The organism is Gemmatimonadota bacterium, from assembly GCA_040882465.1.
Lineage (GTDB): Bacteria > Gemmatimonadota > Gemmatimonadetes > Longimicrobiales > Gaopeijiaceae > JBBEBG01.
Window position 1 is genome coordinate 85,560 of record JBBEBG010000025.1, and the last position, 15,465, is coordinate 101,024.

A 15,465-nucleotide genomic window follows, 5' to 3' on the forward strand; every position below is an offset into this window, starting at 1 on the left:
GGTTTCAGTGTGGCGAAGGGTGTCTGAACTCTTCCGGTACGTCCTCGGGGCGGTCCACGTCCGCGAGCGGCGGGAGGAGCGTCGTCCGGACCCCCAACGCCGCCGCGCGCGCGAGGCTCGCCTTCAAGACCCCGCTCGTGCTCCAGGGGATCCCCGAGAAGATCTCGGGGATCCGGCGATTCAGGGCGACGAGATAGTACCCGCCGTCCGTGGCGGGTCCAAGAGCCAGGGCCGGGCCGATCTCCGACGACAGGGCCCCGAAGGCCTCTTCGACCCGGTCGCGGTCCACTCCGGGAGCGTCGGTGCCGATGGCGCAGACGAGGTCTCCCTCGAGGAAGCCCCACCGAAATCCTTCGGCGAGGCGACTTCCCAGGTCTCCTTCGGGCTGCGCCTCGAACTCGAGCCCCTCCCCTCCAAACCATTCCGCGAACAGGTCGCGAGCCCCCGGAGGATCGTGATAAATGACGGTTCGATACGGCCCTCCCCGAACCCCGTCCACGACCCGGCTCCCGAGGGCGCGATAGATTCTCGCGGCCTCTTCCTCTCCCAAGGTGCGGGCGAGGCGAGTCTTCACGCGGCCCGGTTCGGGCGCCTTCGCAAAGACGAGGAGAATGCGCCGTGCCGTGGAGGGTCTCATCGGGTCAGGAAGTCGGGCCCGCGGCGACCTTGGCGCCTTCGACCCACCTGCGAGGGCGGTACCAGCGGGCGAGGAACCGGGGTGGCAGTCCCACGGCGTAGAGGGAGATGAGTGCCGCGTTGCGGATCCATCCGAGGAAGGGACCTTCCTCGCGATACCTGCGTGGGCTCGTCAGGATCGGGGCATTGATGCGGGCAATGCCTCCCGTCCTCCGAAGGCGACGCACCGCCTCTACGTCCTCCATGAGGGGGAGGTCGGGGATTCCGCCGAGCGCGTCGTAGCGTGCGCGCGAAAGAAGGAGCCCCTGGTCTCCGTAGGCAAGTCCGGTGAGGCGCTCACGAATCCTCTGTCCCCACTCGATGATTCGCCACCAGGGTCCCTTGGCGGCAAAGCGAAATCCGAAGTAAGCGGCGCCGTCCTTCGGCGCCTTCGCCAGCCAGGCTTCCAACGCGTCGATCGTGGAGGGGGGAAGCCGCGAATCCGCGTGAAGAAAGAGGAGCCAGGGGGTGGAGAGGCGGAGCGCCCCCGCGTTCATCTGGCGCGCTCTTCCCGCCAAGGTTTGCACGATCCGGAGCTCCCATCGCTCGACGATCACGAGCGTGGCGTCCCGGGACCCACCGTCCGCGATGACGATCTCGGTCGGCAACCGGAGCGCTCTCAGGTCGGCGAGGAGGAGCGGGAGGTCCTCCTCCTCGTCGAGCGTGGGAATCACGACGCCGAGCGGTGCGGGCGAAGCGCGGTCCGGGCCGATCACCGAGCGACGTCGTTCAGGGTCCAGTCGTACTCGAAGAAGCTCACGGAAGTATCGCTCCGGAGGAGGCGCACGCGATCCGCTTCACCGACGTAATCGGCCAAGAAGGCCTTCACGCCGACGAGGCCGCCAAAGTCGTCCTGGTACCAATCGAGGACCTTGTTCAGGTGGAGAGTCGCCGGCGGTCCGGGCTCGATGCGAAAGTGCTCGGGGTTGGTCACGAGGGCGCGGACGGATCGCTCGAGCTGGGCGTCGAGCCGTGCGCCCTCGTACGCCTCCGGCCAGAGAATGGGACAGCTCCGCGCCGCGCAATTCACCGCGAAATGGATGCGAGGGTCCTGGAAGGCCGGCCGGATGATCTCGTGTTCGATCTCGTCCTGCGAACGCGGGGCCCCCGCGACGGGACAGTGCTTTCGCCCGAACACGTCCGCGATCTGCCAGACCGAGTTGGCCGGGTACCCTGCAAACCAGTTGCGGATCGCGGCGAAGATTCCGGCGCCTCCCCTGCGAATCGGATAGTGATCGAGGACGATCTTCAGCATGCAAGCGTTGTACGCGTTGATCCAGAAAGCGAGACGATCGTGCGTGGGTGCGCTTTCGAGGGCCGCAGCCGGCGTGTTTCCGAGCGAGACGATGTACCGGTCCAGGTCGCGTCGGAGTCCGGCGAGCTTCTGATAGTCCACGTGCTGACCCACCACGACCTGTTCGAGGACCCGGGTAAAGGGGGTGTGGTCGGGAAGCTCCTGGGCGTGGACGGGAGCGGAGGGGGCGACCGTCCAGAGAGTTCCGGCGGCGAAAATCGCGGGGGCGAGGTGGGGGAACTTCATGTCTCTCTCAACCCGAGCGCCCGGGAATCGGTTCCCTCGGATCGCTTTTGTCCCATTCGGGCATTTGGACGGCCCGGGCCGCCGCGTACCTTTGCGCTGATTGGGGGTCGGGCCGGAGACCCCGGAATGGGGCGAGCCCCCCCCTTTCGCTTTATCTTCGGGTTTTCTATTTTCCGGCCGGAAGCGGGGGCGGGTGGACCATGAGGGAAGGGAGACGGCGATGCCGACGGTGGAGCTGAGCGAGCAGAAAAAGAAGGACTTGGCCACGGCGCTAAGCCAGATCGAACGCGCCTATGGGAAAGGCGCGATCATGCGGATGGTGGACGGGGCCCGCCTTCAGATCGAGGCGATTTCCACGGGTGCGGTGAATCTCGATGCCGCGATCGGGATCGGCGGGATTCCGAGGGGCCGCATGTCGGAGGTCTATGGACCGGAGTCGTCAGGGAAGACGACGCTCTGCCTCCATGTCATCGCGAACGCCCAGCGCGCGGGCGGTGTCGCCGCCTTCGTGGACGCGGAGCACGCGCTCGACATCCAATATGCGAAGAAGTTGGGTGTGGACGTGGACAATCTTCTCGTTTCCCAACCGGACACGGGGGAGCAGGCGCTCGAGATAGCAGAGGTGCTGATCCGGTCGAACGCGGTGGACGTGGTGGTCATCGACTCGGTGGCGGCGCTCGTGCCGAGGGCGGAGATCGAGGGGGAGATGGGAGACACCCATGTCGGGCTCCAGGCGCGGCTCATGAGCCAGGCGCTCCGAAAGCTGACCGGCGCCGTGAACCGCTCCCATACGGCGGTTGTCTTCACGAATCAGATCCGCGAGAAGGTGGGCGTCATGTTCGGGAATCCGGAGACGACCTCCGGAGGGCGGGCGCTCAAATTCTACGCTTCGCTCCGCCTCGACATTCGCCGGATAGGCGCGATCAAGGACGGGCAGGATATCGTGGGGAACCGGACCCGGGTGAAGGTCGTCAAGAACAAGTGCGCGCCCCCCTTCAAGCAGGCCGAGTTCGACATCATGTACAACGAGGGGATCTCACACACGAGTCTTCTCATCGACCTTGGTTCCGAGCTGGATCTCGTCCAGAAGTCGGGAGCCTGGTACTCCTACGGGGAATTGCGATTGGGACAGGGGAAGGAAAACGCGCGCCAGTTCCTCATCGAGAATCCGGACGTCGCCGGCGAGCTCGACCGGAAGCTTCGCGAGGCCCTCGAGCTCCCGGGTGCGCTCAAGGGGAACGGGGGAACCGGCGGCGGGGATGACGGTCTGGAGGACGGCGCAGGGGGGTGAGTCCGGCGCCCCGCCGGAGTTATACTCCTGTTTATGACCGCAGCGGAGATTCGAGCGCGCTTCCTCGCCTATTTCGAGGGGAAGGGGCACGAGCGCGTGGCGAGCGCCTCGCTCGTTCCGGCGGACGACCCGACCCTCCTCTTCACCAACGCGGGGATGGTTCAGTTCAAGCGGGTCTTCCTCGGGGACGAGCGGCGGTCGTACCGGCGCGCCGTCACCGCCCAGAAGTGCGTGCGCGCGGGGGGAAAACACAACGATCTCGAGCAGGTGGGCGTGACCGCGCGCCATCACACCTTCTTCGAGATGCTCGGAAATTTTTCCTTCGGCGACTACTTCAAGCGTGACGCCATCCACTTCGGGTGGGAGTTCCTCACCTCCGAGCTGGCGCTCGACCCCGGGCGGATCTTCGTCACCGTGCACCAATCGGACGACGAAGCATTCCAGCTCTGGCAGGAGATCGCGGGGCTCGATGCGTCGCGAATCTTCCGCCTCGGGGACCGGGACAACTTCTGGCAAATGGCGGACACGGGTCCGTGCGGCCCCTGTTCTGAGCTCCACTACGATCTCCGCCCGCCTTCGGCGGGGGGAGTGCCAACCCGGGAGGAGTTCGAGGCGCTCGGAGACGAGGGGTCCTTCCTCGAGCTCTGGAACCTCGTCTTCATGCAATACGACCGGGACGCCGCGGGTGAGCTGCACCCCCTCCCCGCCCCTTCCATCGATACTGGTGCGGGGCTGGAACGGCTCGCGGCGGTTCTCCAGGGCGCCGACTCGAACTACCACACGGACCTCTTCCGCCCACTTCTCGATCGGGTGGCGGATGTCGTGGGACGGCCCTACGAACCACAGGCGCCATCGGGTGTGAGCTACCGGGTCCTGGCGGATCACGCGAGGGCGGTGGCCTTCCTCCTGACAGACGGGGTTTTTCCTTCGAACGAGGGGAGAGGCTACGTCCTCCGCCGCATTCTCCGGAGAGGGGTGCGCCACGCCTGGCTTCTGGACATGCGCGAGCCCGTCCTGACGGAGGTGGTGGAAGAGGTCGTGCGCACGATGAGCGACGTCTACCCGGAGCTCCGGGACCGGAAGGATCACCTGCTTCGCACCACGCGTCAGGAAGAAGAGCGTTTCTTCGCGACGATCGAAGGGGGGATGGCGCGCTTCGATCAGGTCGCCCCCGTGGGAGGGTCTCGCGGGGGAAAAGTGATTTCAGGAGACGAGGCGTTCCGACTTTACGACACTTTCGGCTTTCCGCTGGACCTCACGGAGGTCATGGCCCGGGAACGCGGGTACGCGGTGGACGAAGCCGGATTCGAGACGGCACTCGAGTCGCAACGCGCGCGGAGCCGGGCGGACCGGGCCGAGTCCGGGCAGGAGATGGAGCGGATCGCCGGCCTCCAGTCCTGGACCCTCCTCGATCGGACTGCGCCGCAGGCGTGGATAGGCTGGGAGGCCAAAGACGCGGCAACCACGGTGGTCGCGGTGCTCGCCGAAGGCGAAAGGGTGGGGATGATCCTTCGAGAAAACCCCTTCTACGCGGAGGCGGGCGGGCAGGTCTCCGACCGGGGGGTGGTCGAAGGCGCCGGGTGGCGGCTCGACGTAGAAGATGTCCGCAAGGTGGAAGGGCGAAACGCGATTTTTGGTCGGGTGGAGGGCGAGCTTCCCGGCGGCATCGGGGAGCCCTTCCCGGCGCGAGCTTCGGTGGCGGACGGTGTGCGCCACGATACCGAACGGAATCACACCGCGACGCACCTCCTGCATGCCGCGTTGCGGGGGATTCTCGGGGAGCACGTCACGCAGCGCGGATCGCTCGTCGCTCCGGACCGGCTTCGCTTCGACTTCTCTCACCCGGAGCCACTCACCTCTCTCCAGCTCGCGGCGGTCGAAGAAGAGGTGAACCGGCGCGTTTGGGAAGACCGGGGCGTGCGGTGGCGGATCACCTCGAAGGATGAGGCGCTCGCGAGCGGAGCGATGGCCCTTTTCGGCGAAAAGTACGGCGACGAGGTGCGCGTCGTGGAGATTCCCGGTGTCAGCCGCGAGCTCTGCGGAGGCACCCACCTCCGCCACACGGGAGAGATCGGCCTCTTCACGATCACGCGGGAAGGGGGCGTGGCTGCGGGAGTGCGCCGAATCGAGGCGGTCACGGGGCCGCTGGCGTATTCCCGGCTCAAGGGAGCGGAGGCGGAGCTGGCGAAGCTCGCCGACAAGCTCCGCACGACGCCGGACGCCGTGTCCAGAAGGGTGGACGAGCTCGTGGCGGAGCGGGACTCCCTCACCGGCCTTCTCGCGGAGGCGCGAATCGGGGGCGGCGCTTCGGGCACGATCGTTCACGAGGCCACGGTTCCCCTCGCGAACGGGACGACGGTCCGATATCAGGGGGTACGGATGCGAGTGCGCGACGCGGACGACGCCCGCAATTTCGGGGACGCCTTCCGTGCCGAGGCCGCCCTGGCTGTGGCCGCGCTCGCGACCGAGTCGCCCGACGGGAAGCCGAGCCTTTTTGTGTTCGTGACGGACGACCTCGTGGGGCGTGGAGTGAAGGCGGGGGCGCTCGTCCGCGAGATCGCCGCCGTGGCGGGGGGACGCGGCGGCGGCAAGGCACACATGGCCCAAGGGGGTGTCGAGGATCCAGGAAAAGTGGACGAGGCGCTCCAGGCCGGCGAGGCCGTGCTGCGACAGCTCCTCGCGGGCGTTGCGCCGTGAGCGAGTGGGTGAGGCGCGAGCCGCCGCCTCCCGCCGAAGTGGCGGCGTGGATGTCCCATTTCGGCGGAGCGCCGGGAGACGCGGGTGTCAATGAGCTGACGGCGGCCGCGCTGCGAGCCCTGCGGGAGGCGCTTCGTCGTCCGGGGCGGGACCGGGAAGGGGCGCTTGCCCTCCTGGCGGCGGACGGCCTTCTCACTTACGTGGTGGAGGATCTCGCGTCCAGCACCGACCCCGAGCGGGCTTGGAGTGCACTCCTGGCGACGTTGTCCGGGATAGCGGAGGGAGCGCGGGAGTGAGGCCCGGGGATTCACCTCCCGGACTCGCCGACCTCCATTCCCACCTCGTCCCCGGAGTGGACGACGGGGCAGCGAGTGTCGAGGACGCCCTCGAGGGGATCGGTCGCATGGTCGAGGCCGGGGTGACCTCGATCGTCACCACACCGCACCTGGACGGAAGCCTGACGCGGGACTCCAAACGGCTCGGGGAACGGCTCCACGTCCTCGACGCGTCCTTCGCCGACCTGGCGGCTGCGGCCGAGGAGAGCTTTCCCGGCGTGAGCCTGGAAAGGGGGTGCGAGATCATGCTCGACCGCCCTGACGTGGATCTGTCGAACCCGGGAGTTCGCCTCGCGGGGACGACCTTCGCGCTGATCGAGTGGCCGCGGCTCCAGATCCCTCCCGCGACGTCCGCGGTCCTCCGCGCGATTCGAGAGCAGGAGGTCCACGCGCTCATCGCACACCCCGAGCGGTATGCCGGTTACGACGAGGCCCTGACGGTGATCTCTTTGTGGCGGGAAGAGGGGGCGCTTCTCCAAATGAACTACGGGTCTCTCGTGGGCCGGTATGGTCCCCAGGTGCGCGCGCGCGCCTTTCACCTCCTCGAAGCGGGGTGGGTGGACTGCCTTTCGACCGACTTTCACGGACGCCCCGCCCTCGGACTCTTCATCGAGGAGGTCCGGGAGATCTTTGCGGAACTCGACGCCGAGCCCGCGTGGGAACTTCTCACCGAAACAAATCCCCGACGAATCGCGAGGGGAGAGGAGACTCTTGCCGTGCCCCCGGTCGAAGGGGACCGCGGGTTCCTCGCCCGTCTGTGGTCGCTCTTCCGGACCTAGTGTAGTGGAGCAGAAGTCCTGTTCAGCACCGAGAGCGCTGATGCGCCGCTCTGGCAAGGCGCACCGACGAGGAATAGCAGAGCTATTGCGAGCGAGGTGCAACGCACCCAGAGCGGATGCAGCGGCGCTCGAATGCCACAGGACTTCTGCTCCACTACACTAATGGGGGCCCCGTGAAAGGACTCCAGGCTCCGGCGGCCGTGCGGTGGGTCGCACAGACTCTGGAGGAGGCGGGCTTCGAGACCTGGGCGGTCGGGGGCGCAGTGCGGGACTCACTCGCTGGAAGGGCGGGCGGCGACTGGGATCTGGCCACGCGCGCGCATCCGGGTGAGGTACGGAGGATCTTTCGGCGGACCGTTCCGATCCGGATGGACCACGGGACGGTCGGGGTCCTCGCGCGGGATGGGACGATGTACGAGGTAACGACCTTTCGCCGTGACGTGGAGACGACCGGGCGCCATGCGGTCGTCGCCTTCGCGGAGTCGCTCGACGAAGACCTGGCCCGCAGGGACTTCACCATCAATGCCCTCGCCTGGCACCCGCTTCGCGAAGTGCTGCACGACCCCTTCGATGGGGCAGCCGACCTCGAGCGAAAGATCCTGCGCACGGTGGGCCGACCCGCCGAACGGTTTTCGGAGGATTATCTTCGCGTTCTCCGCGCCCTGAGGTTCGCGGGCGCTTTCGGGCTGGAGATCGAGGGAGACACCTGGCGGGCGCTTACGGCGGCCGTGGGGCGAACGGGAATCCTTTCCCCAGAGCGTATCCGGGAAGAGCTCGAGAAGGTTCTCGCTGGAAGTGTGCGCCCCTCGGGCGCACTCGCCCTTTACGCGGCTTCCGGAATTCTCGCTTTCCTCTATCCTGAGCTGGATGCGCTCGTGACGCATCCGCGCGCTGAGAACGGAAGATGGTTCGCGCATTCGCTCCGCACCGTGGACGCGCTTCCCGCCATCCGAACGGAGCTTCGCTGGGCCGCCCTCCTCGAAGGGATCGGAGAGCCGGAAGGTCCCTCCGGTGCCGGCGACGGGGGGTTGCCCGCCGGAGACAGGGCGTTTCTTCGCACGGCGGCTCTCCTCACACGTCTCCGAACGTCGAACGCCCGGGTCGCCGCGCTCGCCGAACTGACCCGTTGGATGGCCCGTCCCCCCGACGTCGGCGCCGACGACGCGACGCTTCGGCGGTGGCTTTCCGCCGTGGGGCGGGAAAGGCTTCGCCCCCTTTTCCGCGTCTGGTGCGCGGAGGTTCGGGCGGACGAGCCGGAAGGGAGTCCGCGGACCCGCCGGCACCTGCGGGCCCTCTGGACGCGCCTGCGGGGCGTCGCGCGGTCCGGCGTTCCGCTCGGACTGAGCGACCTCGCGCTCACCGGCCGCGACCTGATTCGCATGGGGTATACGCCCGGCCCCCACTTCGGCGAGGTCCTCGACCACCTCCTCGACCAGGTGCTGGAAGACCCCGTTCGAAACCGCACGGCCGACCTCCAGGGTGAAGCTGTGGCCTGGTTGGAGGCCCGAGGGAAATCTCCCGGCGGAAGGCGCGGATGAGCGACGAGCTCGAGCTCTTCGGGGAGGGACGCCCTGGGAAGGGCGGGGAAGGAGGCGAGGTGCGTTCCGCATCCGAGAGGGAAGGGGACGCGCCGGACGCCCACGCTCCCCTCGCCGCACGCATCCGCCCGCGCGGGATGGAGGAGTTTCGCGGACAGGCGCATCTCCTGGGATCCGGGAAGCCATTCCGGAGAATGCTCGAAGGAGGCCCGCTCTCGAGCTGCATCTTATGGGGGCCCCCAGGGAGCGGAAAAACGACACTGGCCCGCCTCCTCGCCGACCGAGCCGACGCGGCCTTCGTTTCTTTTTCCGCCGTCACGGAGGGCGTCGGGAGGGTGCGGGAGATCATCGCGGAGGCGAAGGCCCGCCTCGCCGCGACCGGGCGGCGCACGATTCTTTTCTGCGACGAGATCCACCGCTTCAACAAGAGCCAGCAGGACGCCTTTCTCCCGCACGTGGAGGACGGCACCGTCATCCTCGTCGGCGCGACCACCGAGAATCCCTCCTTCGAGGTGAATCGTCCGCTCCTGTCCCGGGCTCCGGTCTTCATTCTCGAGCCGCTTTCGGAGGCGGATCTCCTCGGGATCCTGGGGGACGCGCTCGCGGATGGGGAACGGGGGCTCGGCGCGTCGGGTGTGAGCGCGGACCCCGAGGCGCTCTCCCTTCTCGCGCGGGGCGCGGATGGAGACGCGCGGCGTGCGCTCGGTGCCCTGGAGGCCGCGGTGGAGCTCGCAGGCGCGGGAGGCGCCATCACCCCGGCGGTGGCGGAAGACGCGCTACAGCATCGCTTCGCCGTATACGACAAAGGGGGGGAGGAGCATTACAACGTCATCTCCGCGCTGCACAAGTCGGTGCGCGGGAGCGATCCGGATGCCGCGCTCTACTGGCTGGCCCGCATGGTGCGAGGGGGCGAGGACCCTCTCTATCTGGCGCGCCGGTTGATCCGGATGGCGGTCGAAGACATCGGCGTCGCGGATCCGAACGCCCTCTCCGTGGCGGTCGCCGCCTGGCAGGCCTATCACTTCCTCGGGTCGCCCGAGGGGGAGCTCGCATTGGCGGAGGCGGCCGTCTACCTGGCGACCGCGCCCAAGTCGAACCGTACCTACGTCGGGTGGAGCCGCGCGATGGCGGCCGCCGCGGACACCGCTTCGGAGCCCGTGCCCCTTCACATCCGTAACGCGCCGACCACCGAGATGAAAGCGTGGGGATATGGGAGCGACTACCGCTACGACCCGGAAGAGCCCGACGGCGTCGCGCTCCAGCGATACCTCCCGGATGCGCTCGAGGGGACGCGCTTCTACGAACCGGGGAAGTTCGGATTCGAGAAAACGATCCGCGAGCGGCTGGAGTGGTGGGCCCGTCGCCGCCCGGGTGCCGCGCCACCGCAAGTGGAAACAGAATCACCGGGAGGACACGATCGGGGGGATTCCGGGTAGGACGGGGACATCACGAGCGGAAGGGCGCCGCGCGCGGCCGACAGAGCGCGGGGCGCGAGGTCGTCAATCGCACAGGATCCGATCGGCCAAGGAGGGCCCTCCTCATTCCCACGCAGCTTCTCGACAACCGAACCCCCGTGGAGCGGGCGATCCTCATGGGTGCGCCCCCCAGGGAGATGGAAGAGCGGGTCGTCCGCGAACACATGGAGGAACTCGAGCGCCTGACGGAAACCGCGGGCGGCCGGGTCGTTGGCCGGATGATTCAGAGGATGGAGGCGCCAAATCCTCACACCCATATCGGTAGCGGGAAGGTGACCGAGCTCCGAACCCTGGTGCAGGCCGAGGGCGCGGATCTGGTCATCTTCGACGACGAGCTCAAGCCCGACCAGGCGAAGAACCTCGAGCGCGCGCTCGACGCCCGGGTCATGGACCGCTCCGAGCTGATCCTCGACATCTTTGCGTCACGGGCGAAGACCAGGGAAGCGAAGCTCCAGGTGGAGTTGGCGCAGCTCGAATATCTCCTTCCCCGGCTCGCGCGGATGTGGACCCACCTTTCCCGAATTCGAGGGGGGATCGGGCTCCGGGGGCCCGGTGAAACACAGCTCGAAACGGACCGCCGGCTGATCGGAAAACGCATCTCCGAGCTGAAGAAGAAGCTCAAGGATGTCGCGGCCGCCCGCGCGACCCAGCGAAAGCGGCGTGGCGGGGAGTTCCGCGTCGCGCTCGTCGGATATACGAACGCCGGGAAGTCTTCGATTCTGCGCACCCTTTCAGGGGACGATGTCTTCGTCGAGGATCGCCTCTTCGCCACCCTCGATTCGGCGACGCGCCAGGTGGATCTCGGTGCCGGGTATCATGCGCTCGTCACCGACACCGTCGGGTTCATCCGCAAGCTCCCCCATCACCTCGTCGCGTCCTTCCGCTCGACGCTCGAGGAAGCGCGCGAGGCCGACGTCCTCCTCCACGTCATAGACGCGTCGCACCCCGATTGGGAAGAGCAGGCCCGCGTCGTGGACGAGGTCCTGGCCGGGCTCGACCTGGGAGATCGTCCCCTGATTCTGGTCTTCAATAAGGTCGATCGGCTCATCCACGCCGAAGAGGAGGCGTTGCGCCAGCGTGTACGGGCCTTCGACCCCACGCCAGCGGTCTTCGCTTCGGCGCTCGAAAAGGAGGGGCTCGCTCCACTCATCGAAGCACTCCGCGCCCGTGCCCGCGGGCGGTTTCCGAGAGTCGAGCTCGAGTTTCCCGTCGCCGCCGGTGACCTCCTCGCGGAGATCCACCGAGAAGGGGAGGTCCTCTCCCAGCACGAAGTGGGGACGAGGATCCGGCTCACCGCCCGGCTTCCCGAGCCGCTCCTCGGAAGGCTCCGCCGAGATCCGCAGGTCGTGATGGCGAGATCCTGAGGGCGTGGAACGTCTCGTCTTCATCGGGCCCGGGAGAGTGGGCCTGGCCCTCGGGCAAGCCATTTCCCGGGCCGTAGGGGAGCTGGATCTCCTTTATCAGGGGAGACGCCCGGAGCCTCCGGCCCATCCCCTCTTCCACCAAGGGGTCGCGCGCTACCAATACGGGCTCGAACGGCCCGCGGAGGGGACATCGGCTGTTTTCCTCACCGTGCCCGACGCCGTACTCCCCGAACTCGCCGTGGCACTCGCGGCCCGGGGTCCGGCGCCCGGAGGGTGCGCGGCCTTCCATACCTCCGGCGCGCTGGGCGCCGATCCTCTCGCGCCCCTGCACGCGCAGGGATATGAGGTCGGCACCTTCCACCCCCTTCAGGCGATCGCGAATCCCATCTCGGGGGCCCAGCACCTCTTCGGTTCGGCCTTCGCGATCTCGGGGGAACCCGCGGCGCTCGCGACGGCACGCCGGCTGATCGGCCTTCTCGGCGGGACTGGGATCACGGTTCCCACAACTCGGCGCCCACTGTATCATGCGGCGGCCGTTTTTGCGTCGAACTATCTCGTCGCCCTCTTGCACGAGGCCGCCGACATTTTCCAGGACGCGGGTGCGACGAGGGAGGAGGCGGAGCGGGCGCTCACGGCGCTCGCGCGGGGGACGCTGGACAACGTGGAAGAACTCGGGATCGAGGGCGCGCTCACGGGGCCGCTCCTCCGCGGGGACGTGGAGACCGTCGAGCTCCACCTGAGAACGCTCGACCCCCGGGACGCGGCGCTCTACGCGGCGCTCGGGCGCCGCACGCTCGCGTGGGTGAGGGACCGGATCCCTCAGGAAGCCGCCTCCCGGCTGGACGAACTCTTCGAGAGGGCGCCATGAGACTCTACGTGAACATCGACCACGTCGCGACCGTGCGGCAGGTGCGGGGAACGGACGAACCGGACCCCGTTCGCGCCGCCATGCTCGCCGAGCTCGGGGGTGCGGACGGGATCACCGTGCACCTTCGCGAGGATCGCCGTCACATTCAGGACCGCGACGTGCGCCTTCTCATGGAGATCGTGAGGAGCGGAGTGAATCTCGAGCTCGCGGCGGACGAAGATGTCGTCGCGATCGCTTGTGAGCTTCGCCCGATGCAGGCGACGCTGGTCCCCGAGCGCCGGGAGGAAGTCACGACGGAAGGAGGACTCAATCTCGGCGACCGGGGGACGAGGCGGGCCGTGGCCGGGGCCGCCGAACGCCTGAGGGAGAATGGGATCAGGGTATCGCTCTTCGTGGACCCTTCCGGCGACGCGATCCGTGAAGCGGTGGGGGTCGGGGTCGAGGCGGTCGAGCTCCACACGGGGGAGTACGCGAACGCCCGCGGCGACCGCGATAAGGGACAGGAGCTCGAACGGCTGAGGGACGCCGCGCGACTGGGCATCGAGCGCGGGATAGCGGTTCATGCCGGCCACGGCCTGACCTACCATAACGTGCTTCCGATCGCGGCTCTCCCCGAAATCGAGGAGCTGAACATCGGGCACTCCATCGTGTCCCGTGCGATCCTCGTCGGGATGGAGCGCGCGGTCATGGAGATGCGTGGCCTGGTGGACGAGGCGCCGGCCCGAGTGCCCGAACCTGGAGTCTGGCTTCCACCCATAGGTTTTTGAGGGACGGGCGACGAGCGGCGTGAGGTGAGGTGAAAAGACACTGGAAGGCGGTCCTCGGCATCGCGATCAGCGCGCTCCTGATCTGGTGGGCGCTGCGGGATGTGGATCTGGCCGACGTCTGGCACGAGGTCAGGGGGGCGAACTTGTGGCTCCTCGCGGCCGCGGTCGCCGTGGCCACCGCGGGATTTTTCCTGCGAGCGTTGCGCTGGGAGGTTCTCCTCCGCCCGATCCGCCGCGGGACGCACCTGGGACACCGCTTCGCCGCGGTGAATATCGGCTTCGCGGCGAACAACGTCCTTCCGGCACGCGTAGGGGAGTTCGCGCGGGCTTGGGCGTTTTCGCGCATGGAACCCGTGTCGATCAGTGGAGCGGTGGGCTCCCTCGTGGCGGAGCGGTTCCTCGACGCTGTCGCGATCCTGGCCCTTCTCGTCGTGGCGGTTCTCCATCCGTCCTTTCCCGCCGAGGCAACGGTCGTGGGCCGCCCCATCGGCGAGACCCTCACGGCCCTCCTGATCGTCGTCGCTGTCGCTGTCGCTGGGTTGGTCCTCCTCCTCAGCTTCCCCGCGACCTTTCTCCGTCTCGCGCGCGGCTTGAGCGGTTTTCTCCCCGGACAGGTGGGCCGTACCGCGGTCGAGGTGCTGGAGTCCTTTCTCGGAGGTCTCGACGCACTTCGCCGGCCCGGCCTCGTCCTACCGGCTGTTGCCTGGTCACTTGTTATCTGGAGTTGGAGCGCTCTTTCCTTTTGGCTGGGGTTTCTCGCCTTCGGGATCGACCGTGGGTTCGCCGCCGCCCTCTTCGTGCAGGCGATCGTGGCTGTGGGGGTCTCCGTGCCGGCGGCGCCCGGCTACTTCGGGACCTGGCACGCCGCCGCCCTCGTCGGACTGCACGAGGTCTACGGGGTCGGCGAGGCTTCCACGCTGGCCTTTGCGTTCGGGTACCACCTCGGCGGGTTTTTTCCCGTGACCCTCCTTGGGCTCTGGTACGCGGGGCGGCTCGGGATGAGCTTCTCGGAATTGGGGAAAGCCGGCGCGACCGTCGAGGAGGCGCTCGACCGGGAGCTGGGGAGTTGATGCCTGAAAGAAGCGCGACCGATTCCGGTGTCTGGAAGGGAAGGGCGCCCGCGAAGGTGAACCTCCGACTGAGGGTCCTGGAGCGGGAGAGCGACGGATACCACCGGCTCGAGACCGTCTTCCAGGCTCTGGAGCTGGCCGACACGCTCGAGATCGCCCTCACCGACCAGCCGGGGATCGTGCTCGAGGTCCGGGGGGTCCCCGACGGCGAGATCGGCCGGCCGGAGGAGAACCTGGCCGTGCGTGCTGCGGTCCGGCTCGTCCGGGCCGTCGAAGCTGGTGGCGGGCGTCCACCCGGGATCTCGATCCGGCTCGAGAAGGCGATCCCGCACGGCGCGGGGCTCGGCGGAGGTTCATCGGACGCGGCCGCGGTCCTCCACGGGGTGAACGCCCTCCTGGGGGCACCTATTTCGCGGGAAGAACTCGTCCGGATGGCGAAGGAGCTTGGAGCGGACGTCCCCTTCTTCGTCTCGGAGACGTCCCGTGCGATCGGGCTCGGGCGCGGAGACGAAATCAGCCCTCTCCCTCCGCTTCCCAGGCGCCCCCTCCTTCTCGTGGTTCCGGCTCCGGGAATCGTCACGGGGTGGGCCTACGGCGTCCTTGCTGCGCATCGGATTCTGACGGGGGAGCGGATCGCGCCACGTTCCGAACCCGATCGCGCCTCCGCGGAAGATTGGGCGGGGGTCGCGCGGGTGGCCGGGAATGACTTCGAAGCGGCCCTTTTTCCCCATCGTCCCGAATTGGAACAGTTGAAAGAGGTGCTCCTGGAGGGGGGAGCGAGGCCGGCGCTCCTCTCGGGAAGCGGGTCGGCCCTCTTCGGCGTCTTCGAGGAGGAGGGCGCCGCCACGCGCGCCGCGGAAAGGGTCGGGGCGGCCTTTCCCGGCGCTCGGCTCATCCTGACCCACACCGCCATGTGAGAGGCACTTTGCTTCGCCCCCCAGGCCCGCGCTACGATTGAACCGGCGTCCCCGCGCGGGGTAAACAAATGTCTGTCGCTGGCCCGTCGTCTAATGGCAGGACACCGGTCTTTGGAACCGGCGGTGGTGGTTCGAATCCACCCGGGCCA

Annotated in this window: 14 protein-coding genes and 1 tRNA gene; 12 read left to right on the plus strand and 3 right to left on the minus strand. The window is 68.0% G+C overall.

The window, feature by feature from the left end; translation table 11 throughout:
• Positions 1 to 4 precede the first annotated feature (4 nt).
• The 3 genes from WEG36_07785 to WEG36_07795 are packed head-to-tail and all read right to left on the minus strand — an operon-like array spanning position 5 to position 2,215.
• Entirely contained in the window at positions 5 to 637 is a 633-nt protein-coding gene (locus WEG36_07785) for a TIGR04282 family arsenosugar biosynthesis glycosyltransferase (protein MEX1257502.1), read from the minus strand.
• 4 nt (positions 638 to 641) lie between these two features.
• Positions 642 to 1,391 (minus strand): TIGR04283 family arsenosugar biosynthesis glycosyltransferase, encoded by a 750-nt coding sequence (locus tag WEG36_07790; GenBank protein MEX1257503.1) that lies wholly within the window; start codon positions 1,389 to 1,391, stop codon positions 642 to 644.
• Positions 1,388 to 2,215: a DUF547 domain-containing protein gene (locus tag WEG36_07795; protein ID MEX1257504.1), complete on the minus strand. Its 828-nt coding sequence runs from the start codon at positions 2,213 to 2,215 to the stop codon at positions 1,388 to 1,390. Before WEG36_07795 ends, WEG36_07790 begins: the two co-directional genes overlap by 4 nt.
• 220 nt (positions 2,216 to 2,435) lie before the next feature.
• Here WEG36_07795 and recA point away from each other — a divergent pair, with 220 nt between their 5' ends.
• The 12 genes from recA to WEG36_07855 all read left to right on the plus strand — a co-directional run bounded on the left by recA (position 2,436) and on the right by WEG36_07855 (position 15,465).
• Positions 2,436 to 3,506, plus strand: coding sequence for a recombinase RecA (recA, locus tag WEG36_07800; protein MEX1257505.1), 1,071 nt, complete (start codon positions 2,436 to 2,438; stop codon positions 3,504 to 3,506).
• A gap of 33 nt (positions 3,507 to 3,539) precedes the next feature.
• A complete protein-coding gene (alaS, locus tag WEG36_07805) occupies positions 3,540 to 6,203 on the plus strand; it encodes an alanine--tRNA ligase (protein MEX1257506.1) in 2,664 nt (887 codons plus the stop codon).
• Positions 6,200 to 6,499, plus strand: coding sequence for a hypothetical protein (locus WEG36_07810; GenBank protein MEX1257507.1), 300 nt, complete (start codon positions 6,200 to 6,202; stop codon positions 6,497 to 6,499). The genes alaS and WEG36_07810 overlap by 4 nt, the downstream gene beginning before the upstream one ends.
• On the plus strand, positions 6,496 to 7,317 hold the full coding sequence (locus WEG36_07815; GenBank protein MEX1257508.1) for a CpsB/CapC family capsule biosynthesis tyrosine phosphatase: 822 nt from the start codon (positions 6,496 to 6,498) through the stop codon (positions 7,315 to 7,317). Before WEG36_07810 ends, WEG36_07815 begins: the two co-directional genes overlap by 4 nt.
• Before the next feature lie 173 nt (positions 7,318 to 7,490).
• Positions 7,491 to 8,855: a hypothetical protein gene (locus WEG36_07820; protein ID MEX1257509.1), complete on the plus strand. Its 1,365-nt coding sequence runs from the start codon at positions 7,491 to 7,493 to the stop codon at positions 8,853 to 8,855.
• A complete protein-coding gene (locus WEG36_07825; GenBank protein MEX1257510.1) occupies positions 8,852 to 10,291 on the plus strand; it encodes a replication-associated recombination protein A in 1,440 nt (479 codons plus the stop codon). The genes WEG36_07820 and WEG36_07825 overlap by 4 nt, the downstream gene beginning before the upstream one ends.
• A 137-nt stretch (positions 10,292 to 10,428) precedes the next feature.
• Positions 10,429 to 11,694, plus strand: a complete 1,266-nt coding sequence (gene hflX, locus WEG36_07830) for a GTPase HflX (GenBank protein ID MEX1257511.1) — start codon at positions 10,429 to 10,431, stop codon at positions 11,692 to 11,694.
• A gap of 4 nt (positions 11,695 to 11,698) precedes the next feature.
• Positions 11,699 to 12,562, plus strand: coding sequence for a Rossmann-like and DUF2520 domain-containing protein (locus tag WEG36_07835; protein MEX1257512.1), 864 nt, complete (start codon positions 11,699 to 11,701; stop codon positions 12,560 to 12,562).
• Positions 12,559 to 13,329 carry a pyridoxine 5'-phosphate synthase gene (locus WEG36_07840; GenBank protein MEX1257513.1) on the plus strand — a complete coding sequence of 257 codons (771 nt, stop codon included), beginning with the start codon at positions 12,559 to 12,561 and terminating at the stop codon, positions 13,327 to 13,329. Before WEG36_07835 ends, WEG36_07840 begins: the two co-directional genes overlap by 4 nt.
• A gap of 29 nt (positions 13,330 to 13,358) precedes the next feature.
• Positions 13,359 to 14,399, plus strand: a complete 1,041-nt coding sequence (locus WEG36_07845) for a lysylphosphatidylglycerol synthase transmembrane domain-containing protein (protein ID MEX1257514.1) — start codon at positions 13,359 to 13,361, stop codon at positions 14,397 to 14,399.
• Positions 14,399 to 15,316 carry a 4-(cytidine 5'-diphospho)-2-C-methyl-D-erythritol kinase gene (ispE, locus tag WEG36_07850; GenBank protein MEX1257515.1) on the plus strand — a complete coding sequence of 306 codons (918 nt, stop codon included), beginning with the start codon at positions 14,399 to 14,401 and terminating at the stop codon, positions 15,314 to 15,316. Before WEG36_07845 ends, ispE begins: the two co-directional genes overlap by 1 nt.
• A 79-nt stretch (positions 15,317 to 15,395) precedes the next feature.
• Positions 15,396 to 15,465, plus strand: a tRNA-Gln gene (locus WEG36_07855).

What these genes read in the sequence shown, in the direction of transcription:
- WEG36_07795 (MEX1257504.1), bottom strand. Translation starts at nt 2,215, where the DNA reads ATGAAGTTCCCCCACCTCGCCCCCGCGATTTTCGCCGCCGGAACTCTC.
- WEG36_07825 (MEX1257510.1), top strand. Translation starts at nt 8,852, where the DNA reads ATGAGCGACGAGCTCGAGCTCTTCGGGGAGGGACGCCCTGGGAAGGGC.
- alaS (MEX1257506.1), top strand. Translation starts at nt 3,540, where the DNA reads ATGACCGCAGCGGAGATTCGAGCGCGCTTCCTCGCCTATTTCGAGGGG.
- recA (MEX1257505.1), top strand. Translation starts at nt 2,436, where the DNA reads ATGCCGACGGTGGAGCTGAGCGAGCAGAAAAAGAAGGACTTGGCCACG.
- WEG36_07840 (MEX1257513.1), top strand. Translation starts at nt 12,559, where the DNA reads ATGAGACTCTACGTGAACATCGACCACGTCGCGACCGTGCGGCAGGTG.
- WEG36_07785 (MEX1257502.1), bottom strand. Translation starts at nt 637, where the DNA reads ATGAGACCCTCCACGGCACGGCGCATTCTCCTCGTCTTTGCGAAGGCG.
- ispE (MEX1257515.1), top strand. Translation starts at nt 14,399, where the DNA reads ATGCCTGAAAGAAGCGCGACCGATTCCGGTGTCTGGAAGGGAAGGGCG.